General features: G+C 46.2%; 19 protein-coding genes and 1 rRNA gene. 11 read left to right on the forward strand and 9 right to left on the reverse strand.

The annotated features are described in order from the left end of the window. Positions 1 to 4 precede the first annotated feature (4 nt). The 3 genes from L1D60_RS22940 to L1D60_RS22950 form a co-directional block, all read right to left on the reverse strand. Positions 5 to 766, reverse strand: a complete 762-nt coding sequence (locus L1D60_RS22940; protein WP_239843138.1) for a DNA-binding domain-containing protein — start codon at positions 764 to 766, stop codon at positions 5 to 7. Continuing rightward, complete coding sequence (locus tag L1D60_RS22945) at positions 760 to 1,623, reverse strand: DUF692 domain-containing protein (protein ID WP_239843124.1); 864 nt, start codon at positions 1,621 to 1,623, stop codon at positions 760 to 762. Before L1D60_RS22945 ends, L1D60_RS22940 begins: the two co-directional genes overlap by 7 nt. Positions 1,624 to 1,695: 72 nt before the next feature. Next, positions 1,696 to 1,956: a DUF2282 domain-containing protein gene (locus tag L1D60_RS22950; protein WP_032552258.1), complete on the reverse strand. Its 261-nt coding sequence runs from the start codon at positions 1,954 to 1,956 to the stop codon at positions 1,696 to 1,698. 265 nt (positions 1,957 to 2,221) lie between these two features. Between L1D60_RS22950 and uvrD the strand changes: the two genes are divergently transcribed. Further along, positions 2,222 to 4,399, forward strand: a complete 2,178-nt coding sequence (gene uvrD, locus L1D60_RS22955) for a DNA helicase II (RefSeq protein ID WP_032552259.1) — start codon at positions 2,222 to 2,224, stop codon at positions 4,397 to 4,399. A gap of 901 nt (positions 4,400 to 5,300) precedes the next feature. On the opposite strand, the gene ggt is transcribed toward uvrD, so the two are convergent. The 4 genes from ggt to rarD all read right to left on the reverse strand — a co-directional run bounded on the left by ggt (position 5,301) and on the right by rarD (position 9,699). Beyond that, positions 5,301 to 7,058 carry a gamma-glutamyltransferase gene (gene ggt, locus L1D60_RS22960; protein WP_239843125.1) on the reverse strand — a complete coding sequence of 586 codons (1,758 nt, stop codon included), beginning with the start codon at positions 7,056 to 7,058 and terminating at the stop codon, positions 5,301 to 5,303. A 91-nt stretch (positions 7,059 to 7,149) separates the two neighbouring features. Beyond that, the gene (locus tag L1D60_RS22965; RefSeq protein WP_239843126.1) at positions 7,150 to 7,812 is read right to left on the reverse strand and encodes a LysE family translocator; all 663 of its coding nucleotides are present in this window, start codon (positions 7,810 to 7,812) and stop codon (positions 7,150 to 7,152) included. A 98-nt stretch (positions 7,813 to 7,910) separates the two neighbouring features. Further along, positions 7,911 to 8,705 (reverse strand): AraC family transcriptional regulator, encoded by a 795-nt coding sequence (locus L1D60_RS22970; protein WP_239843127.1) that lies wholly within the window; start codon positions 8,703 to 8,705, stop codon positions 7,911 to 7,913. Positions 8,706 to 8,790: 85 nt separating this feature from the next. Next, positions 8,791 to 9,699 carry an EamA family transporter RarD gene (gene rarD / locus L1D60_RS22975; RefSeq protein ID WP_239843128.1) on the reverse strand — a complete coding sequence of 303 codons (909 nt, stop codon included), beginning with the start codon at positions 9,697 to 9,699 and terminating at the stop codon, positions 8,791 to 8,793. A 180-nt stretch (positions 9,700 to 9,879) separates the two neighbouring features. Here rarD and recQ point away from each other — a divergent pair, with 180 nt between their 5' ends. The 3 genes from recQ to L1D60_RS22990 all read left to right on the forward strand — a co-directional run bounded on the left by recQ (position 9,880) and on the right by L1D60_RS22990 (position 12,940). Further along, positions 9,880 to 11,718: an ATP-dependent DNA helicase RecQ gene (gene recQ, locus L1D60_RS22980; RefSeq protein ID WP_239843129.1), complete on the forward strand. Its 1,839-nt coding sequence runs from the start codon at positions 9,880 to 9,882 to the stop codon at positions 11,716 to 11,718. Positions 11,719 to 11,737: 19 nt separating this feature from the next. Next, entirely contained in the window at positions 11,738 to 12,037 is a 300-nt protein-coding gene (locus L1D60_RS22985; protein WP_239843130.1) for a DUF3630 family protein, read from the forward strand. Between the two features lie 231 nt (positions 12,038 to 12,268). Further along, complete coding sequence (locus L1D60_RS22990; protein WP_239843131.1) at positions 12,269 to 12,940, forward strand: 7-cyano-7-deazaguanine/7-aminomethyl-7-deazaguanine transporter; 672 nt, start codon at positions 12,269 to 12,271, stop codon at positions 12,938 to 12,940. Between the two features lie 82 nt (positions 12,941 to 13,022). Here the strand turns inward: L1D60_RS22990 and gppA are convergent, their stop codons facing one another. Together gppA and rhlB are read right to left on the reverse strand one after the other, a co-directional pair. After that, complete coding sequence (gene gppA / locus L1D60_RS22995) at positions 13,023 to 14,516, reverse strand: guanosine-5'-triphosphate,3'-diphosphate diphosphatase (protein WP_239843132.1); 1,494 nt, start codon at positions 14,514 to 14,516, stop codon at positions 13,023 to 13,025. Between the two features lie 6 nt (positions 14,517 to 14,522). Continuing rightward, positions 14,523 to 15,833, reverse strand: coding sequence for an ATP-dependent RNA helicase RhlB (rhlB, locus tag L1D60_RS23000; RefSeq protein WP_239843133.1), 1,311 nt, complete (start codon positions 15,831 to 15,833; stop codon positions 14,523 to 14,525). Between the two features lie 111 nt (positions 15,834 to 15,944). On the opposite strand from rhlB, the gene trxA reads away from it, so the two are divergent. The 7 genes from trxA to L1D60_RS23035 all read left to right on the forward strand — a co-directional run. Beyond that, positions 15,945 to 16,271: a thioredoxin TrxA gene (gene trxA / locus L1D60_RS23005; protein WP_032552270.1), complete on the forward strand. Its 327-nt coding sequence runs from the start codon at positions 15,945 to 15,947 to the stop codon at positions 16,269 to 16,271. A 196-nt stretch (positions 16,272 to 16,467) separates the two neighbouring features. Further along, on the forward strand, positions 16,468 to 17,727 hold the full coding sequence (rho, locus tag L1D60_RS23010; RefSeq protein WP_032552271.1) for a transcription termination factor Rho: 1,260 nt from the start codon (positions 16,468 to 16,470) through the stop codon (positions 17,725 to 17,727). 114 nt (positions 17,728 to 17,841) lie between these two features. Further along, a complete protein-coding gene (locus tag L1D60_RS23015) occupies positions 17,842 to 18,837 on the forward strand; it encodes a hypothetical protein (RefSeq protein ID WP_239843134.1) in 996 nt (331 codons plus the stop codon). 96 nt (positions 18,838 to 18,933) lie between these two features. After that, positions 18,934 to 20,778, forward strand: coding sequence for a 4-hydroxy-3-polyprenylbenzoate decarboxylase (gene ubiD / locus L1D60_RS23020; protein ID WP_239843135.1), 1,845 nt, complete (start codon positions 18,934 to 18,936; stop codon positions 20,776 to 20,778). Continuing rightward, the gene (locus tag L1D60_RS23025; RefSeq protein WP_032552274.1) at positions 20,775 to 21,044 is read left to right on the forward strand and encodes a 2Fe-2S iron-sulfur cluster-binding protein; all 270 of its coding nucleotides are present in this window, start codon (positions 20,775 to 20,777) and stop codon (positions 21,042 to 21,044) included. The genes ubiD and L1D60_RS23025 overlap by 4 nt, the downstream gene beginning before the upstream one ends. Before the next feature lie 20 nt (positions 21,045 to 21,064). Continuing rightward, on the forward strand, positions 21,065 to 21,778 hold the full coding sequence (fre, locus tag L1D60_RS23030) for an NAD(P)H-flavin reductase (protein WP_150895980.1): 714 nt from the start codon (positions 21,065 to 21,067) through the stop codon (positions 21,776 to 21,778). A gap of 559 nt (positions 21,779 to 22,337) precedes the next feature. Next, a 16S ribosomal RNA gene (locus tag L1D60_RS23035) occupies positions 22,338 to 22,414 on the forward strand; the annotation flags it as partial.

The raw sequence follows: 22,414 nt of genomic DNA on the forward strand, positions 1-22,414 counted from the left end.
TCTCCTATTCGCCGCTAATAGAAAATCCAGATATGATATTGAGCGCCAAGACATCATTAAGATGGGCTAGCAGCGTTGGGTCGATATCAGCGAGCATTTGTTGGGCTTGGAAGGCTTGCAGAAGTTGAAAGACTTCTGGCGTCACGATATGAGGCTCCAAGGTATGGTTATTTATTTTCTGTAAGGCACCAAACTCAGCTTGGGCAATATTAAGTCCGTCGAGTTGGTTATTGATGATGGCTTGTTCTAAAGTCAGCACCTGATAATCAAAGTTGAGCAAGACAAGGTCTGGAAGCAAGTGAAAGACCAACTCACCATGTTGACACTCTGGAATCGAAGAGAGTGCAGCCAATGGATATTGTTCTGTTGTCACTGGCTTTGGCTCGGCACGCATTAGTGCATCTTTGTGCCACTCGTATTGAATCATGCTCGCTAAATAGGGAGCGGCTTCTACCACAGCAGGAAAGTGTTCAATGGCCTTATCAAAACCTTCTCCGTACTCTGTAATATCTCCAGACTGAGGCGGTGTAGTCAGTACATGATGACGCGCCAATTGGGCGAAGCACTCTTCACCGACTAGAGCTTGAGCAAGTGGGTAAGTCGCGGCAAGTACATCACTAACGCCAATCACAAAGTTATTGCGATAGATTTGTAACCTCTGACTATCGGAGAAGTGATCGCTAACGACCTGACAGAGTGAATCATCACCCTGATAACGGAGCGCATCACCAAATGCTTGTTGTATTTCTGCTAAAGAACTCATGATGCTTGGCCTCGCAATACCTCTGCATTTTGATGTTGATGCAGTAGATGGCTGGCTTTTTCAGCTTCGTTAAGTAACACCTCAGGTTCTGGGATGTCTAAGTCCCATTCGATCAGTGTATGCCGCGTGCCGTGTGTCATAAGCCACTGCGTATAGAGCTGCCACACTTCATCACAAACTGGCTTACTGTGGGTGTCTATCCAGATCTCACCATCTTCTAGTTGCTTTTTAGTAAAACCAGCAAGGTGGATCTCGTCGACTGCATCGGCCGGGATTCCCTCGAGGTAGTCATCACAACTGAATTGATGATTGAATGAAGAGACAAAAATATTATTGAAGTCCAACAATAATCGGCACTCAGTCCGTTTTTGAACTTCTGCAAGGAATTGCCATTCTGGAATAGTCGAGTGTTTGAATGCGAGGTAACTCGACGGGTTTTCAATCAATAGTGGTCTTTGCAGGGTATCCTGAACTTCCAGTACATTGTGACAAAATACCTCGAGCGCCTCTTCGGTATAAGGCATTGGCAACAGGTCATTGAAATGGTGCCCGCCAGTTTGACTCCAACTTAGATGGTCTGATACCAAAAACGGCTGAATGTCGCTAATGAGGCGTTTGAGCTGGAACAAGTGCTCTTGACTGATACGCTCCACAGAACCCAGTGATAAACCTACACCGTGACAGCTAATCTCATGGTCTTGTCGAATTGCTCTAAGTTGTTCCGTTGCTTTTGCGTGTGGGGAGAAGTAATTCTCACTGTGGATCTCTAACCAGTCGACCTTATTAGAGTTGTGGCTAAAATAATCTAAGTGAGGTGTTCTTAAACCCACGCCTGCCAGCGGGTGTAGAGGATGAGCCACAATTATTCTCCTTCGATGGGTGGAACAATCCAGGTGAGCTGATAGGCATGCTCACCTGGTTTACTGCGGATATTATGAAGATTGAGTGCTACCGCCAGTAAGCTTGCCACAAAGGCCTTTAGGTACGACAACGAATGCATCACTTTGGTTATCTTCTTTTGCTGTACCAGCACATGAGCTTGTTTTAGTTGCACAGTCGTTTTGACCAGCTTTAGACACGCCATAACACTTTTCTTTTGCTGCCGCTTCTGCAGGAGCCGAAGTTAGAACAGTACCACCAAACGCTAGTACACTTGTGATTGCAGCAGTTACAGCAAGATTAGAATTTTTCATAGTCATTCCCTCTAGACTTAATTGTTATTTACATTGAGCAGGTTAAGGTTTTGTTAACTTGCTTAGTAAAAAGGATAGGAAGAACTAAGAAATAATTTCAAAAGAACTGAAGATTTATAGAAATAAATGATATATCAAGTTGTAAGGTTATGATTATTAATAACTTATTTTTGGATATTTTTTCTTCTTATTCTCCTAAACTGCGCTCTGTGTTTAGGTTATAATCAACTTTTATGTATAAATACCCAGTAGTGAGCAAACCCAAATGATTGATCCTTCGCTTTTACTCGATGGCCTCAACGACAAGCAGCGTGAGGCAGTGGCTGCACCCTTAGAAAACTTGCTGATCTTAGCGGGAGCAGGCAGTGGTAAAACGCGAGTGCTGGTTCACCGTATCGCATGGCTACAAACCGTAGAGCAGGCTTCGCCGTTCTCTATCATGTCTGTAACCTTTACCAACAAAGCGGCTGCTGAAATGCGTGGTCGTATTGATGAGCTGATGATGGGCAGTTCTTCAGGTATGTGGAACGGCACCTTTCACGGTATTTGTCACCGTGTTTTACGCGCTCACTACTTAGATGCGAAATTGCCAGAAGATTTCCAGATCATTGATTCTGATGATCAAATTCGTCTATTGCGTCGCTTGATTAAAGCACAAAACCTAGATGAGAAGCAGTGGCCAGCGAAACAGGCGTCTTGGTGGATCAATGGCAAAAAAGATGAAGGGTTACGTCCAAGCCACATCGATACCTACAATGACCCAGTTACTAAGACCTGGCTTAAGATCTACGCCGCCTATCAAGAGGCGTGTGATCGCGCGGGCTTGGTCGACTTTGCAGAAATCTTGCTGCGTTGCCATGAACTCCTGCGCGATAAAAAGCACATTCGCGAGCACTACCAAGCGCGCTTTAAGCATATCTTGGTCGACGAATTCCAAGATACCAATAACATTCAATACGCATGGCTACGTATGATGGCTGGCCCTGATTGTCGAGTGATGATCGTAGGCGATGATGACCAATCAATCTATGGCTGGCGTGGCGCTAAAATTGAGAATATCCAAAAGTTCTTAGATGAGTTCCCGGGTGCATCCACCATTCGTTTGGAGCAGAACTACCGTTCAACCAAGACCATTCTGCAAGCATCAAACGAACTGATCTCAAATAACACTGAGCGTATGGGCAAAGAGCTGTGGACGGATGGTAATGACGGTGAGCCTATCTCGGTTTATTCGGCTTACAACGAGCTCGACGAAGCGCGCTTTACGGTGAGCAAAATCAAAGAGTGGCAAGACAAGGGCGGCGCTCTGAATGATACGGCAATGCTTTATCGTAACAATGCCCAGTCTCGTGTACTCGAAGAAGCTTTGATTCAAGGTGGATTGCCTTACCGTATCTACGGTGGCATGCGATTCTTCGAACGTCAGGAGATCAAAGATGCGTTGAGCTATCTGCGATTGATGTCTAACCGCAATGATGATGCCGCTTTTGAACGTGTGGTGAATACGCCAACCCGTGGTATGGGTGACAAGACCCTAGAGACAATCCGCTTTGCAGCACGCGATCGTGGTGCCACGATGTGGCAGGCAAGTATTGCGCTTCTTGAGGAACAGGTGTTAGCGGGCAGAGCTGCGGGTGCATTGAGTCGATTTATCGAGCTTATCAACGCACTCGAAGATGATACCCATGAGATGAGCCTGCATGAACAGACCGACCATGTTATTAAGTCGTCTGGCTTGTTTGCTATGTATGAGCAAGAAAAAGGCGAGAAGTCGAAGGCACGTATTGAAAACTTGGAAGAGCTAGTGACGGCGACTCGTCAATTCGAGAAGCCGGAAGAAGCCGAAGAGATGAGCCTGTTAACCGCATTCTTGACTCACGCCGCGCTAGAAGCGGGTGAAGGTCAGGCGGATGAGTTTGATGATGCTGTTCAATTGATGACTCTGCACAGTGCTAAAGGTCTCGAGTTCCCAATGGTGTTTATGGTTGGTGTCGAAGAGGGAATGTTCCCGAGCCAGATGTCTGCCGAAGATGCGATGCGCTTGGAAGAGGAGCGCCGTCTCTGTTACGTAGGTATGACGCGTGCGATGGAGAAGCTCTACATCACCTACGCAGAAATGCGTCGCCTATATGGCCAAGATAAGTATCACAAGCCATCACGATTTATTCGTGAGCTGCCAGAAACCTGTCTCGACGAAGTACGAATGAAAGCACAGGTCAGTCGTCCGGCAAGCAGCGGTCGCTTTGGACAAACTGCTGTTAAAGAGAACTTTAATGAAACCGGCTTCAGTTTAGGCTCACGCGTTAAGCACCCTAAGTTTGGTGAAGGTACCATTATCAACTTTGAGGGCAGTGGTCCACAGAGCCGAGTTCAGGTGGCCTTCAATGGGGAGGGCATCAAATGGTTGGTGACTGCTTACGCTCGTTTAGAGAAGCTAGGTTAAGCGCTAGAAAGCTAGAGTGATTTGAAAGACTTAATGAAAAGCTGCCTTAGGGCGGCTTTTTTGTTGGGTGATACTTAATACCAATCGTAGTAAATAATTGCTCATTCTAGCTTGTTAAAATGCTCGATAACTGCGTTAGAATTTTTGATTGTAGAATAACTACTTATCGAAAAATTCTGCCTTGTTCTCAAGCCTTTTTTCTGCACTATTTTTGATCACTTACTTACTGTGATTGGTATAAGTTGAATACCCAGAAAGGTTATAAGCAGCAGATAAAGAAAAACCCCGAGAGCTTGCGCTCATCGGGGTCTATAGTCTTACTCGCAGCAATCCGGCTACTAAGTGTGCTCCATGCATCTAATCCATGATAGTGTGCTGTTATCCTTCAGCGTATTCCTTTCGTCGCCTTCCTAGCGGTGTCCTTGATCTTATCCTGATCTGCCAACAATCCTCGTTAGCGCGCGTCACTTGTTCCTTGAGCGGTGTCCCTTACATCATCCTGATGTTCAGTCCTTTCCTCGTCCAGAGGTGTCCATTGTCTTTCCTTAGTAGCAACCATCCTAGTTACTATTGCGTCCATTCAATGTCCAATTTCGCTATCCGTGCCGATTATTCATCCTGAGTAATCGAATCTTCATCCTGAAGATAACCAAGTCCTTGGTGTTTTCCTGTTCCGTGTCAGCATCCTTCCGACACCATTCATATTACCGATCCCCAATTTATCAGCAATGGCCGAAACTCAAATTTCTCACAGTAATATTGGTGTCAAAATAGACGTATTGTTTTATTTCAATGATTTAGGGTGTCTTGTTGCTAGTTTTCTTAGTTAAATATCGATATATACTCACTGCTTTGTAAGAGATCTCTCACAAGGCAGTGAGTAAAAAGGCACGACAATCGACTATTTACCTATCGCTGCACCTTCGCGACGAGGGTCTGCAGCGCCCTCTAAGCCATCTTTAGTGATGCGAATGGCATGTAAACCCGAGTTAAGATCGCGAATATTGACCTCAAATCCCATCTTTTCTAGCTCAGGTTTGAAGTTTTCGGCTGAGGTGCCTTTTTCTAGGTCCAAGGTACCAAATCGATTTAGGAAGTGTGGTTGGTTGATCGCTTGCTGAATATCCATATCCCATTGCGTATGAGCGATGATTGCCTGTGCGACATAACCAATGATGCGACTACCACCCGGAGATCCAATCGCCATGTAAGGTTTGTCGTCTTGCATGATGATGGTTGGCGCCATAGAAGAGCGTGGACGTTTGCCCGGTTCTAGGCGGTTAGCAATAGGCTTACCATCGTTATGAGTTTTGAATGAGAAATCGGTGAGTTCATTATTAAGCAGGAAGCCTCTCACCATCAAGCGCGAGCCAAACGCATTCTCAATCGTGGTGGTCATGGACACGACATTGCCATCACCATCGACAATATTGAAGTGGCTGGTGGAAGGGAGCTCAATCGAGATATCTTGGCTTCTTTGCATCGCGTGATCCCAAGGTGGGGTGCCTGATGGAGCGCTTTCCAATGCCTTTCCTGCAGTAATAAGCTGCGCTCGCTCTTTAAGGTAGTCAGTATTTACTAACCCTTGTGTTGGCATTGGTACGTAATCTTGGTCTGCCATGTACATACCACGGTCTGCAAAGGCTAGACGAGAAGCGTCTGCTAACACCTGCCAAGATTTTGCATCGCTTGGCCCCCAGGATTTGAGATCAAACTGCTCGGTCATCGCTAAGATTTGACCGACAGTGAGTGCGCCCGAGCTTGGTGGTCCCATGCCACAGATATCGTAGCTTTCGTAAGCGGAACATACAGGCTGACGTTGCTTGATTGAGTAAGCATCGAAGTCTTTTTGCGCCAAGACACCGGGGTTGCCCTTAGCGGTTTGTACGGTGTTGATGATATCAGTGGAGATCTCACCCTGATAAAAGGCTATAGCACCGTCTTTAGCAATCGCCTCCAGTGTTGCTGCGTACTCAGGGTTTTTAAGAAGAGTCCCTGCGGCTTTTGGGCTGCCGTCAGTATTAAAGAAGTAGGCTTTAGTGGTGGCAAAGCGACTAAGGCGCTGTTGATCATTGGCAATCAATGTTGCCAATCGCGGGCTGATGGTAAAGCCATCTTTAGCGAGTTGAGCTACGGGTTTTATCAGAGATGCCCACTCTAACTTTCCGTATTTCTGATGAGTATCCCATAGCAATTGAACGGTACCTGGAGTACCAACTGAACGCCCACCAACTACGGCATCGTAGAACTTAAGTGGCTTTCCGTTTTCGTCTTGGAACAGGCGAGGTGTCGCGTCAAGTGGTGCTGTCTCGCGTCCATCGTAGGTCTTTAGCTGTTTGGCTTCATTATCGAAATAGACAAGGAAGGCACCGCCGCCAATACCAGATGATTGTGGTTCAACCAAGCCAAGCATTAGCTGCACCGCAACCATGGCGTCAATGGCATTACCGCCACGTGCAAGTACGTCAGCGCCTGCCTGCGTTGCTAATGGGTTGGCTGCTGTGACCATCCAATCACTGGCTTTGACGAGTTGCTTAGCTTCTAAACCACTACTTTGTTCTGGAGCGACGGAATCGGCAGCTTGATTTGCCCAACTGACATGAGAGGCAAAAAGTAGGGTAGAAGTGGCAAGGGTTGTTAGTTTTGTTTTCCACTGCATGATCTTCTCCTTTTCATATGCAGAGTTAGATTGGCAGTGGAAGGAACATTTAGCCAGTACGTTGTTAACGAATTGTAATCTTGATTCTAATTTAGGCGATCAATGATGAAGCCGATTGCCATAAGATACTTAAACCTATCATGCTAAACAGCGCGCCACACAAGCCATCGATATAAACGGTCGCTTCATGCAGTTTTTTCTGAAGTGTTTTGGTTGAAAGCATCCAAGCCAGTAGTGAGAACCAAAATAGCGAGAGACCAAACAGGATAAGTAGCGCAAAGCCTTTGCCCGACAGAGACATATCTGCAGGGACTAAGCTCGACATCAAGCTGATAAAGAACACTAACGCCTTTGGATTGAGGATGTTGGTTGCAAAGCCTTTAGAGAAAGCCTCACGTTTGTTGCTCAGAATAAGATCTTTAGCGTTGAGTGCTTGATTGTCGTCATCATGGCTTTGAATCGTTGCCCACGTTGCTTTAAGAGCACCATAGCCCAAGTAAAGTAAGTAGCTACCACCGGCTAACTGGATTATCGCAAATAGGGTTGGTTGCTGGTGGACCAGGTAGCTAATGCCCGTCAAACTCAGTAATGAGTGAAGTAAGATCCCACACGACAAACCTAGCGCGATGTACAAGCCTGTCTGCCTACCGTGACGAGTGGCGTTTTGGACCACGAGCGCAAAGTCAGGGCCGGGGCTCATTAAGGCGATAAAATGGATAGAGGCTAGGGTGATAAGGATGGTGATTTCGTTCATTGTCTAATCTCGATAACGCTTAGCTAGATTCTAACTGGTGTTGGTATATGGGGTAGCTTACCTAGATCTCACACAGAGCAATTGTAAATAATCAACACTCAGTTGATTTGTGAGGGCGGGACGCCAAAGGTTGTCTTGAACGCCTTTGAGAAATGCGCTTGATCGTAGAACCCAACCTGATGCGCTACTTCCGTACCACACACGCCTGATTTAATGAGTCTCATGCTCTGCTCCATACGCAAGCGACTTAGCCAAGCGTAAGGTGTAATGCCCATTTTGTTCTTAAAGTGGCGCTGGAACTGAGTGGTTGATAGGTCACAAAGTTCAGAGAGCTGTTCTAAACGTACTGGCTGGTCAAGGTTTGCCATTAAATACTCTTTCAGTGTTTCGATAGATTGATTACCTAGTTGAGTCTCGGTTTTGGATCCAAACTTAGCGTAACGATCCACAATCGTCGAAAATCCTTCAAAAGGAAGGCAGTCTTGGGCGAGTTGGCTGATATTTTGACTGATGAGCAAGCCATGTAGGTTGCGCAGTTGTGAAAAAGCGGCATGATCAGACAGGATCAGCTCCGAAAAGCTCATTGTGTGACCGTTTTGCTCGGGATCCGCAAGATCTTGAAACCATTGAGGAGATACAGAAAATACGCTTACCTGGTAGCCTGAATCCAGTTTTGAGTGGCCATCATGCAGCTCATCCGGAGGCATAATTACGACCTGACCTGCGCCAACATGGTGGCTAGTGCCTTTGTAGACGAATTTTTGCTGCCCTTGGGTAATCAAACCAATGTGAAAGTCCAAATGATAGTGGCGCTGAAAAGCAAACTCTTGGTATTGAGCTTGGATCAGGCTGATATCTTCAGTGGGCGTTGAGTAGTAGTGGACTTTATCCATGGTATAAAAAAGCTTGGTTAAATTATCATCAATCTAACCAAGCTTATCTCTGTCTTTCTAAATTGTCTTGTAAAAAACGATCACATTACTGCTGAGTGCGTTTGCTTTTTTTGTTGTTGCGCAGTCCGTCAAAGCTGAAGATTACCAGTGCGCCCCAAATAAAAGCAAAGGTAACGGCTTTATCTGTCGTAAAGGCTTCGCCATAAATGAGAACCGCTAATAAGAACATTAGGCTTGGGCCAATGTATTGGAAGAACCCTAATGTCGACAGCTTGAGTCGCGTTGCCGCACCAGTAAAGCACAGCAGAGGTAGGGTGGTAACGATACCCGCCGCGATCAGCAGAAGGTTGAGTGACATTGGGTTCGCCGCCAAGTCCGATGTGGCGCTATCTGCGATAAACAGCAGGTAGATGGCAGCAGCAGGTAACATGACTAAGGTTTCAATAAATAGGCCTGTCTGCGCTTCAAGGCTGACCTTCTTTCTTAACAAGCCATAGAAACCAAATGAGAACGCGAGGGCAATCGCCACCACCGGGATGGAACCGAACGCGACAACCTGAATCAGCACACCAATTGCGGCTAAGCCAACCGCAAACCACTGCAGTTTTCTGAGACGCTCGCCTAGAAAGATCATACCAAGTACCACATTAATTAACGGGTTGATGTAATACCCTAGACTGGCATCGAGCATGTGGTTGGCGTTGACCGCCCAGATAAAGATTAGCCAGTTAACACCAACCAACAGAGAGGTGGCAACCAAGTAAGTCATTTTAGGCTTGGAAGTCAGTGTGTCGCGAACATTTCGCCAGCTGCGGCCAAGGTGTAGTAGGAAAGCGAGTAAGAAAAAGGACCAAACTACACGGTGACTCAGGATCTCTAACGGAGAAACCTCACTTAACGACTTGAAATAGATGGGCGCAATACCCCACATCGTATACGCCCCAACCGCAAGCAAAATACCTTGGCGTGTACGCTGTTGTTGTTCTGGTGTCATGAATTATCTCTGGCACAGAGTGCTTATGAATAAGATTTATAAAGAGAGTTGGTCAGTATAGGAGCGTTAGACCGTTTCACCTAATAATTTGCGGTTTTATTCACCACCATTCCCCTCTACAATGTGTCGCCTCGCTTTACTGCTGAGCGAGCTTATTTAACCCCGCGATTAGGATACCCAATGACCGCTACTTTGATTGCAGAACAAACCACCAATACCACCATCAGCGCTCAAAGCGTGCTTGAGGAGGTGTTCGGCTATCAAGAGTTCAGAGATGGTCAGCAAGAGGTGATCGATATGGCTGTGTCCGGGCAAGATAGCCTAGTGATTATGCCAACTGGCGGTGGTAAGTCGCTTTGTTATCAAATTCCGGCGTTAGTGCGTGAGGGGCTCACATTAGTTATCTCGCCACTGATTTCGCTCATGAAAGACCAAGTCGATCAGCTTAAGGCCAATGGTGTGGCGGCGGAGTGCATCAACTCCTCAATGCCACGTGAAGAGCTGATTTCAGTCTTCAATCGTATGAACTCAGGCCAATTAAAGATGGTCTACGTTTCACCTGAGCGTGTATTGATGCGTGATTTCATTGAGCGCCTACAAGGGTTACCGCTGTCGATGATCGCAGTGGATGAAGCGCACTGTATCTCACAGTGGGGTCATGACTTCCGTCCAGAGTACGCATCACTTGGTCAGCTTAAACAGTATTTTCCTCATGTCCCTTATATGGCGTTGACGGCAACCGCTGATGATGCGACACGTAAAGACATTATTCAGCGCCTGCAGCTGGTGGATCCTCACACCTACTTAGGCAGCTTTGATCGTCCTAATATCCGCTATAACTTGGTTGAGAAGCACAAGCCAGTCTCTCAGGTAGTACGCTACCTTGAAACCCAGCGCGGCAACTGTGGCATCATCTATTGTGGTAGCCGAAAGAAAGTGGAGATGGTCACTGAGAAGCTGTGTAACAACGGCATTCGTGCTGCGGGTTATCATGCCGGTATGGATACGGACGAACGCGCTTATGTTCAAGAAGCGTTTCAGCGCGATGATATTCAGATCGTTGTCGCGACTGTGGCGTTTGGTATGGGTATCAACAAGCCCAACGTGCGTTTTGTGGTGCACTTTGATATCCCAAGAAACATCGAGTCTTACTACCAAGAGACAGGTCGAGCAGGGCGTGATGGTCTACCTGCTGAAGCGATGATGTTGTATGACCCAGCCGATATGGGCTGGCTGCGTCGAATGCTCGATGAGAAAGATGATGGTCCACAAAAGCAGGTAGAGACCCACAAACTTAATGCGATGAGTGCCTTTGCTGAGGCACAAACCTGTCGTCGTCAGGTACTGCTTAACTACTTTGGTGAATATCGTGAAAAGCCATGCGGCAACTGCGATATCTGCCTTGACCCACCAAAACACTTTGATGCTACAGAAGAGGCGCAAAAAGCGCTGTCATGTGTGTATCGAGTCAACCAATCCTTTGGTATGGGTTATGTAGTAGAAGTGATGCGCGGTATGCAGAATATCCGCGTTCGTGACAATGGGCATGACAAGCTTTCTACCTACGGTATTGGCCGTGACCATAGCCATGATTACTGGATCAGTATCTTCCGTCAGTTAATTCATAAAGGGTTGTTGTTTCAAAACATCACCCGTAACTCGACGTTGCAGCTGACTGAAGAAGCGCGCCCATTGCTGCGTGGTGAAATGACGCTTGAGCTAGCCGTGCCTCGTTTGGATACCGCGGCGCGCAGCGCGAAGTCGGACAAGCTCAGTAGCAAGAACTACGATAAGAAGCTGTTTGCCAAGTTACGTAAGCTGCGTAAGTCGATTGCCGACGAAGATGGTTTACCGCCTTACGTTGTTTTCAGTGATGCGACCCTAATAGACATGGCGGAAATTCTGCCAACGTCCTATGGTGAGATGCTGGCAGTGAATGGGGTAGGTCAGCGCAAACTCGATAAGTATGCTGATCCGTTCTTAGACTTGATTCAAGAGCACATCACCACCCACGGTTAATTATAAATAGAGAAGTAAAATGGAATTTGGACTAAGAGAGTACCTAGCTGAAGAAGGTCGACTGCTGATTACCACGCCAAGCTTTGACTTTGATACCTTTCCGGAGCTAGGAGAGAAGCTTATCGCACTGCTTTCTGCTAGCGTGGTTGAAAAGCAGTGGGATGCGGATATGCACTCTTGGCTGGTGGATTTTGAAGGGTGTCAGCTATTCCTTAAGTCTGAACACTATAGTGAGTCAGTGTGGTTTGAATCTCTGAGCCCTGAGGCGAGTCGTGAAGAGTTCGACTATCTCGCGTCTCTGTTTAAGCGCGGCTTCTAGTTTAACTCCCGCAGAATCGCTATTGAAATAAAGAAATGTTAGGGGTAAACGTTTGCGTTTATTCCTCTCATTGCAGTCAAAATTGATTAATGTATAATCGCCCGCCGCTCAATAGAGCAAAATAAAACAGATTTTTTATTCACATTATTGGTAAGAGCCTTGTTCATGATAAATGAATAAGTCACTCGATTTGGGTTCCCTCACCCCCAAACCAAACTAAAAAGGTACCGCATGAGTAACTTTACGCCTGCGCAACAGCGCAAAGCTCTAGCCCTGCTAGTTCTATTCCACCTGATCATTATTGCATCTAGTAACTACCTTGTTCAGCTGCCTTTCACCATCTTCGGTATGCATACCACATGGGGCGCGTTCACTTTCCCGTTTATTTTCCTAGCGACCGACCTGACAGTACGTATTTTTGGTGCTCAGTTGGCGCGTAAGATCATCTTCTTAGTGATGTTGCCTGCTTTAGCCGTCTCGTATTTCTTATCGGTTGTCTTTTTTGAAGGCCAATTCCAAGGCTTTGCACAGCTTGGTGAGTTTAACTTGTTTGTCGCGCGTATCGCGGCGGCGAGCTTTATGGCATACCTGTTAGGTCAGATTCTTGATGTTCACGTGTTCAACCGTCTGCGCCAATTGAAGCAGTGGTGGATTGCACCAACATGCTCAACGTTGTTTGGTAATGCGATTGATACTATCGCTTTCTTTGCGATTGCTTTCTACCAAAGCCCAGATCCATTCATGGCAGAACACTGGACTGAGATCGCGCTGGTGGATTATGGCTTCAAGTTGGTTATCAGTCTTGGCTTGTTCGTACCAATGTACGGTGTGTTACTTAACTATATTGTGAAAAAGCTGACAGCAGTAAACCCTGACTTTAAAGCGACGGGTGTCAGCGCATAACGCACTATCAGTAAGAATAGAAAAGGTCCCAAACAATCACTTGTTTGGGACCTTTTTATTTTCTGTAAGCGAAACTTTGGGCCTAGCTTGCGATGATGTGTAAAGGCCAGCCGATATCCGTTTGGCGGTTGGCTTCAATCTCTAGCTCAGCAGCTGTCAGAGGGTTACTCTCAAGCCATTGCTTATCGATAGTTACTGTTAAGTTGTCGCCATCGGCAGAAAGCGTCACTTGTGGCTCAAGGTCTGGGTTACGACGATGAGTCACCAGGATGGCAAGTCTTAACAAGCGCAGTACACGTTTGGCGCTTGTGCCTGAAATGGCATGTTGCTCTGGAAATGATGTTAGCTGTTCGCGGTAACGACGGCTTAGCTCACCAAGAAAGTGCTTCTGCGCGCGTGTAAAACCTGGCAAATCGAGGTGCTGAAGTAAGTAAGCACTATGCTCACCACCCTTTTTAAAGTCGATAGTGAGACCAATCTCGTGCAACTTGGCGGCGGTTTGCAGCATAACAAGAGCTTGTGGCTCTGAAATCCACTCACTACTGCCAACTTGTTGATAGAGAGATTCAGCTAACTGAGAGACTTGCTCAGCGTACTGAGTATCCATTTGGTAGCGAGATTGAACGCTACAAATTGTGCGCGCACGAATATCATCTTGGCGCAGCTCATCTACCATCTCGTATGCTAACCCTTCGCGCAGTGCGCCACCGGCTAGAGTCATTGAGTCGATCTCAAGTAGCTCGAAAATTGCAATCAGAATAGACAGGCCACTTGGGAATACCAAAGCGCGCTCTAGGGTTAGGCCTTCGATCTCTAACTCTTCTAAACGTTCGGCGATCATCGCTTGCTTTTGCAAACGCTTAAGTTTGGCATGGGTGATAACCTCATCCATACCTTGCGCTAGCATGATCTCTTGCAAAGCTTGTACTGTGCCGCTCGCGCCCACACACACATCCCAACCTAGTTTGGTGTAGCTCTCTAGGATTGGCTCTAATGTTGCTTTTGCAGCGTCAATTGCGTGCTCAAAGTTGCTTGCCGTTAGTTGACGATCTTTAAAGTGGCGCTCTAGCCAAGTCACACAGCCCATTTTCAGGCTGGTTAGTGCTTTGGCTGAGAAGCCTTCACCGATGATCATCTCGGTGCTTGCGCCACCAATGTCGACCACCAAACGACGGCCGCTGCCACCAGAAGTGTGCGCTACGCCTTTATAGATAGTCGCAGCTTCTTCCTCACCAGAGATTACATTAATGTCGTGACCAAGAATCTGATTCGCTTTCTCTAAGAAAATATCCACATTGGTTGCGGTACGCAGGGTAGCTGTACCCACAATGCGGATGTTTTCAGTAGGAATATCTTGAAGTCGCTCAGCAAAGAGACTCAAACAATCCCAACCTCGCTGCATAGCCTCTAAGCTAAGAGCATTATTTTCATCTAAGCCGGCAGCTAAACGAACTTTGCGCTTAATCTTGGCCATGGTTTGGACGCTGCCATCGATATGACGCACAACGAGCATATGAAAACTGTTCGACCCGAGGTCGATAGCAGCGTATAGCGGGGGTGACACTGTTTGAGTCATAGGCGTTTAAGCTTCCTTGTTATGACGCGGCTGGCGTGGACGACGGTTTTGGTTCGGCTTACGGTTGCCGTTACGAGAACCACCGTTGTTTGAGCGACGCTGTTGAGGGTTACGCGTGCGCAGGCGCAATGGCGCTGGCAGATCTTCAATAAGTGCCGAAGCATCGTAGTCAGATACTGGGATTGCGTGCTCAATGTACTCTTCGATTGTTGGAAGGTTGATTGCGTAATCTTCACAAGCAAAGCTGATCGAGTGACCACTTGCACCAGCGCGGCCTGTACGACCAATTCGGTGAACGTAATCTTCACAATCGTCCGGTAGATCGAAGTTGAATACGTGGGTTACTTGAGGAATGTGTAGGCCACGTGCCGCAACGTCGGTTGCAACCAGTAGGTCAACTTCACCTTTAGTGAATTGCTCCAGGATTTTCTCACGCTTCTTCTGCGGAACATCACCAGTTAGTAGGCCAACGCGGTGTCCGTCAGCAGCAAGATGCCCCCAAACTGATTCACATTTGTGCTTAGTGTTAGCAAAGATGATAGCGCGCTCAGGCCATTCTTCTTCAATTAGAGTTTGTAGCAGAGCCATCTTGTGTTCGTTTGATGGATAGAACAACTCTTCTTGGATGCGGTGACCGGTTTTACGCTCAGGTTCAACCACAACATGCTCAGGGTTGTGCATGTGCTCAAACGCCAATTCTTGTACGCGGTAAGACAGCGTCGCAGAGAACAGCATGTTCAGGCGATCTTTTGGCTCAGGCATACGACGGAACAAGAAACGAATGTCTTTAATGAAACCAAGGTCGAACATACGATCCGCTTCATCAAGTACAACGGCTTGAATGTGGTTAAGGTTAAATACCTTCTGCTTGTAGAAGTCGATGATTCGGCCTGTAGTGCCGATCAGAACGTCTACGCCATCTTCTAGCTTCGCTAATTGTTTATCGTAGCTCTCGCCACCGTATGCAAGTGCTGCTTTGATACCTGTACTCGCGATAAGAGGTTCAGCATCGTTAAAGATCTGAATCGCTAACTCACGCGTCGGCGCCATAATAATCGCACGTGGCTGATTTGGTTTGCGACCTTCGTGTTCAGGCGTATTTAGCAGGTGGTTAAAGGTAGCAGTAAGAAACGCGAGCGTTTTACCAGTGCCCGTTTGGGCCTGGCCTGCGATGTCTTGGCCGGTGAGCAGTACCGGCAGCGCCAAGGCTTGAATCGGGGTACAATATTCGAACCCTTTTTTCTCCAATCCTTCAATGACTTGGGCGTTTAAATCCAAATCGGCGAACTTTTGCTCTGTGATATGCGTCTTTTTCATAGCTATAGAATATCAGCTTAAGCTTGCAATACGAAAGTAAATACATTCCAATAGGGCATCTATTTACTGGTTATCATCCAACCAGTTCTAAAAAACACATTGGAGTGGAAGATGAGTGATAAGATTTTGCAGCTTACTGATGAAGGTTTTGATAACGATGTAATCAACGCTGCAGGCCCGGTTCTTGTTGATTTTTGGGCAGAATGGTGTGGTCCATGTAAAATGATTGCGCCGATTCTTGATGAAATCGCTGACGAGTACGAAGGCAAACTCACTATCGGTAAACTGAATATCGACCAAAATGCGGGTACACCACCTAAGTTTGGTATCCGTGGTATTCCAACGCTACTTCTTTTCAAAGATGGTGGCGTAGCAGCAACTAAAGTTGGTGCTCTGTCTAAAACTCAACTTAAAGAGTTCCTAGACGCGAACCTATAATAGGCAAGCAATAAAAAGAAACCGTGCAGTTAACAAATGCACGGTTTTGTTTTTTCTAAGCTATAGACTAGGCTTAGTTTTAGTGATAATTTATCGCACGTTAATTGAACAAATTTCTCTTCTTGGTCGATCCTGTGACCGAATCCCTCTTAACTAGAAAACAGATCTTATTTTGACTAAACAAGCATCCACCACAATGAATCTTACAGAACTGAAGAACAGACCTGTGTCTGAACTTGTTAAACTTGGCGAAAGCTTAGGCCTAGAAAACCTAGCTCGTCTAAGAAAGCAGGACATTATCTTCTCCATCCTTAAAGCACATGCAAAAAGTGGTGAAGACATCTTCGGTGACGGTGTTCTAGAAATTCTGCAAGACGGTTTTGGTTTCCTACGTAGCGCAGACAGCTCATACCTAGCTGGCCCTGACGACATTTACGTATCGCCAAGTCAGATTCGTCGTTTCAACCTACGCACTGGTGACTCAATTGCCGGAAAGATTCGCCCACCTAAAGATGGCGAACGTTACTTTGCTCTACTTAAAGTAAACACGGTAAACCACGATAAGCCAGACAACGCTCGTAACAAGATCCTATTTGAAAACCTTACCCCTCTACACGCTAACGAGCGTATGGTTATGGAGCGTGGTAATGGTTCAACTGAAGACATCACAGCACGTGTACTAGACCTTGCATCACCAATCGGTAAAGGTCAGCGTGGTCTGATTGTTGCTCCGCCTAAAGCGGGTAAGACAATGTTGCTTCAGAACATCGCACAAAGCATTGCGCACAACCACCCAGAGTGTGAGCTGATGGTACTTCTTATCGATGAGCGTCCAGAAGAAGTAACCGAGATGCAACGCCTAGTTAAGGGTGAAGTAGTGGCATCGACATTCGATGAGCCAGCATCTCGCCACGTACAGGTTGCAGAAATGGTTATCGAGAAAGCAAAACGTCTGGTTGAACATAAGAAAGACGTCGTTATCCTGCTTGACTCTATTACTCGTCTAGCTCGTGCATACAACACTGTAGTACCTTCATCAGGTAAAGTACTGACTGGTGGTGTGGATGCGAACGCACTACACCGTCCTAAGCGTTTCTTCGGTGCAGCACGTAACGTAGAAGAGGGTGGTAGCTTAACTATCCTAGCAACAGCACTGGTTGATACTGGTTCTAAGATGGATGAAGTTATCTACGAAGAGTTCAAGGGTACGGGTAACATGGAAATCCACTTGAACCGTAAGATCGCTGAGAAGCGTGTCTTCCCTGCAATCGACTTCAACCGTTCAGGTACTCGTCGTGAAGAGCTACTGACTAAGAACGATGAACTGCAGAAGATGTGGATCCTACGTAAGATTGTTCATCCAATGGGTGAGATCGATGCAATGGAATTCCTAATCGATAAGCTTGCAATGACGAAGACTAACGATGAATTCTTTGACGCAATGCGTCGTCAATAAGTTAGATACCGTTATCTAGAACGACTATAAAGCGCTGCCACTGAGTAGCGCTTTTTATTTGCATTTTTGGCTAGTAGCTTGCAGAATAACCAAAAGTGTTACAAGGAAGTTAAAATGCAACATGGACTGTTGTCGTCAATACTCCTGTCTACTTCACTGTTATTCACTCCTGTCAGCGCATCGTTCGCGACAGAGATGTCTCCTCAAACAGTCGAAACATGGCTGGAGAATGACCAAGTAAAACAAAAGACCTCAGAGTTTCTAGAGTTAGTGATGCGTGATGAAGTAGATTCGTTACGTTTTGCTCTTGAGCGTCTTACTTTTCCCCAGCAAGAAGTGGCTCGTTATCAACTGCTCAAAAAGTTAGAGCAGCAAGATATTGTTCTCACTCCCAAGATGTCGATTTTTGTTGAGCAGCAACTGGCTATTACACCCACTTATCAAGTGTTAGAGCGTGGAGATGGCTACGAGTTTACGGTGCCTGCATTTAATTACCCATCTATCGCCAATCGCCTGATCAAGCAGTTCCGTGAAAACCAGAACACCTTAGTATTTGTACTGAATGCAGAAAAGAAAGAGCTTGATTTAAAATCGTGGCTATCAGGGCCAGAGCATCAGGTCCAAACGCGAGAGGCTCTGCTGGTTCGAGAGCTTGATAGTTTGTCTCCAGAAGCGGTCGATTACCTTGTTAAGCAACTAACCGAATCACCAATTGTGAGTTGGTTGCCATCGACGGAAGTGGTTGTACGTTTGGCACAAGTCAGCGAAGACCCTGAGGTTTACCAAATACTGTGGAAGATGAAAGCGGATTATCATAGCCAAGCTGAGCTAGTGCGCTTGGCCGAGAGTAAAGAACCCTTCGCATTAGAGCAGGTAATGGCAGCAACAAAGAACCCGCGCCTTAAAGAAGAGGCAATTACTTTACTGACAAGAGTTAATCCACTGTCGGATGATGTAAAAGCGTTTTTGGTCTCTCGTATGGCGATTGCAGATGACGCTTCGTTGGTCGCTCGTGAGTTAGCTAAACAAGGTCACACCGGTTGGCTACAAGACTTAGTTAACGACAATCCGCAAGTGAAGAGTTCTGTAATCCAGAAAGTGCTACCGTAACTGGGTTTCACCTCGCAATAACCTTACTAAAAAGGGGGATTTCAGGATGCCCCTTTTTGATATACTGCTTGCAGATTAATCAGCATTAGAAGCCCTATGAGTTATAAGGATTTACGCGACTTTATTGATCACCTAGAAGGGATTGGTCAGCTAAAGCGCATTTCTCACCCTGTCGACCCCGATTATGAAATGACAGAGATCAGCGACCGTACACTGCGTGCTGGTGGTCCTGCATTGCTATTCGAAAACCCAATTGGCTATAACATGCCTGTATTGACCAATTTATTTGGTACGCCGCAGCGTGTAGCTATTGGCATGGGGCGTCAGGACGTTAAAGAGTTACGCGAAGTAGGTAAGTTATTGGCTTATCTCAAAGAGCCAGAGCCGCCAAAAGGCTTTAAAGATGCGATAGAAAAAATACCGGTCTTTAAGCAAGTCTTGAACATGCCAGCTAAGCGCCTTCGTAAAGCGCCGTGCCAAGAGGTTGTTTGGCAGGGGGACGAGGTTGATCTTGATAAAGTCCCAGTAATGAGCTGCTGGGCAGATGATGTTGCGCCTCTATTAACTTGGGGTTTGACGGTTACTCGTGGGCCAAACAAAAAACGCCAAAACTTAGGTATCTACCGTCAGCAAAAGATAGGCAAGAATAAGATCATCATGCGATGGTTAGCACATCGTGGTGGAGCACTCGATCTTCGAGACTGGATGGAGACCAATCCAGGTAAGCCATTCCCAGTGTCGGTTGCGTTTGGCGCAGATCCAGCAACGATTCTAGGTGCCGTAACACCAGTGCCTGATACGCTTTCCGAATATGCGTTTGCAGGTCTGCTGCGTGGTAGTAAAACGGAAGTGGTTAAGTCGGTTAGTAATAATCTAGAAGTTCCTGCCAGCGCAGAGATTGTGATGGAAGGCTATATCGACCCGAACGAGTTTGCTGATGAAGGTCCATATGGTGATCACACGGGTTACTACAATGAGAAAGAGAAACACCATGTGTTTACTATTACTCATATCACCATGCGTAAAGACCCGATTTATCACAGTACCTACACAGGCCGCCCGCCAGATGAGCCTGCAGTATTAGGTGTTGCGCTGAACGAAGTGTTCGTCCCAATTCTGCAAAAGCAGTTCCCTGAAATTGAAGATTTCTATCTACCGCCTGAAGGCTGTTCGTACCGAATGGCAGTAGTGACCATGAAGAAACAGTACCCAGGTCATGCGAAGCGTGTGATGATGGGAGTGTGGTCTTTCTTGCGTCAGTTTATGTACACCAAATTTGTCTTGGTATGCGATGAGAGCGTCAATGCACGTGATTGGTCTGAAGTCACGGCAGCGATGGCCGAGCACATGAGCCCTAAGCGTGATACGTTGATGATAGAAAGTACGCCAATTGATTCTCTCGACTTTGCATCTCCAGTGGTTGGGCTGGGATCTAAGATGGGACTGGATATCACCAAGAAGTGGGATGCTGAACTTGAACTGTCTCCTGAAGCTCTAGTCGCCAGTGAAGATAAGCCTGTATGTGAGCAAGCGCTACAAAAGATCAAACAAACTCATCCAGAAATCATCGATATTCATTTGCAGAACGACAATAGCAGTATGGTCGTGGTTTCGATTGAGAAAGCAAAGGCGCATCATGCAAAAGAGGCGATGGAAACGATCTGGCAGCAGTTTGCAGATAACAAATTTGTGATTGTGTGTGATGGCGACGTTAATGTTCGTGATTGGAACGATATTATTTGGGCGATCACTACGCGAATGGATCCAGCGCGCGACACGATTTTTGAATCACAGCCATCTACTCTGTCTCGTATGGGGTTGGATGCGACCAATAAGATTCAAGGACAGGAGTGTCGACGTGAATGGGGAACACCAATCACAAAAGATCCAAAGATTGTTGAAAAAGTTGATAGTATCTGGGAACAACTAGGAATCTTATGAGCTACCAAGTAGTCTTGTATCCAGAGAACATCACCTTCGATATAGAAAAAGGGCAAACGGTGTTGGATGCTGCGCTCAACAGCAACATTAACTTCCCCAACCGTTGCCAAGTCGGTGCTTGTGCAATGTGCATGTGCAAAAAACTAGAAGGGCAAGTCAGTTACCACCTTGAGCCAATGCTTACAGAGAAAGAGCAGCAACAAGGGTGGATCTTCGCTTGCCAAGCAATAGCAGAAAGTAATTTAGTCCTGACCTTTGCTGATTAAAGGTCTGTGAGAGGAATAGCATGACAATTAAATGTAAAGTGAAGTCTATCGAGCCATTGGCGTGTAATACATACCAGATTCTACTTCACCCTGAAACACCAGTAGCGTTCAAAGCGGGCCAATACCTAATGGTAGAAATGGGTGAGAAAGATAAGCGCCCATTCTCAATTGCGAGCAGTCCTTGCCGTCACGAAGGTGAGCTAGAGCTGCATATCGGTGCTGCAGAACATAACGCTTACGCACTTGAAGTCGTAGAAGCTATGCAGAAAGCACTAGCGGAAGATGGCGATATCGCTATCGATGCGCCTCACGGTGACGCTTGGGTAAAAGAAGAGAGTGATCGTCCACTATTACTTGTGGCTGGTGGTACTGGTTTCAGTTATGTACGTTCTATTCTTGATCACTGCATCGCTCAGAATAGCCAAAAAGAGATTCATCTATACTGGGGTGCTAAAGATGAGCGCCAGCTGTACGCAAAAGCAGAGCTAACGGAGATTGCAGAAAAGCACAGCAATGTTCATTTTGTGCCAGTAGTAGAAGACGCACCAGCAGCGTGGAGCGGTCAAACAGGTAATGTTCTAGAAGCAATCAATCATAACTTTGAGTCTCTAGCTGATTACGACATCTATATTGCAGGTCGTTTTGAAATGGCGGGAGCTGCAAGAGAGCAGTTTACTGAGAAAAAAGATGCGAAACGCGAGCATATGTATGCTGATGCCTACGCATTTATCTAACTAAAAGCGTATTAATTCGTTCAAAAAGAGAGCAGAAATGCTCTCTTTTTTTGGTTTTGATGAACTATTAGGCAGTTAACCCCTATTTATTCAATTTTTATGAAAAAGTAGTTGCCAAGTTCTTAGGTATCTCTATAATGCCGCCTCACTGACACGGCAGGCGCCACAAGGCTTCAGCGGTAATCAGTAAGACGAAAATTCGAAAGAAATTAATTTTCAAAAAGTGTTTGACACTGAATGTTAATTCGCTAGAATGGCCGTCCACTTTGAGAGGTAAGCCTCAAAAAGTAAAGCTCTTTAAAAATTAGAACCTATCAATCTGTGTGGGCACTCGTTGATGAATATCACCAAGTTTGTTTTCGCTTTTATAAGCAAAGGCAAATAGATACTTCGGTATCAAAATGATTTCAATGAACTGAGTGACCAATTCGAATTGGTACAGCCTTGAGCTGTTTGATTTCACTTTTTAAAGTGAAAGCCAATAAGAGCACAGTCAATTCACAGTCACTATTCGTAAGAATAGGGAATGTAATCAGTATTCATTGAGTCACAAAATCTTAAATTGAAGAGTTTGATCATGGCTCAGATTGAACGCTGGCGGCAGGCCTAACACATGCAAGTCGAGCGGAAACGAGT

Origin of the sequence: Vibrio sp. Isolate30 (assembly GCF_022397975.1) — a bacterium.
GTDB classification, from domain to species: Bacteria; Pseudomonadota; Gammaproteobacteria; order Enterobacterales; family Vibrionaceae; genus Vibrio; species Vibrio fortis.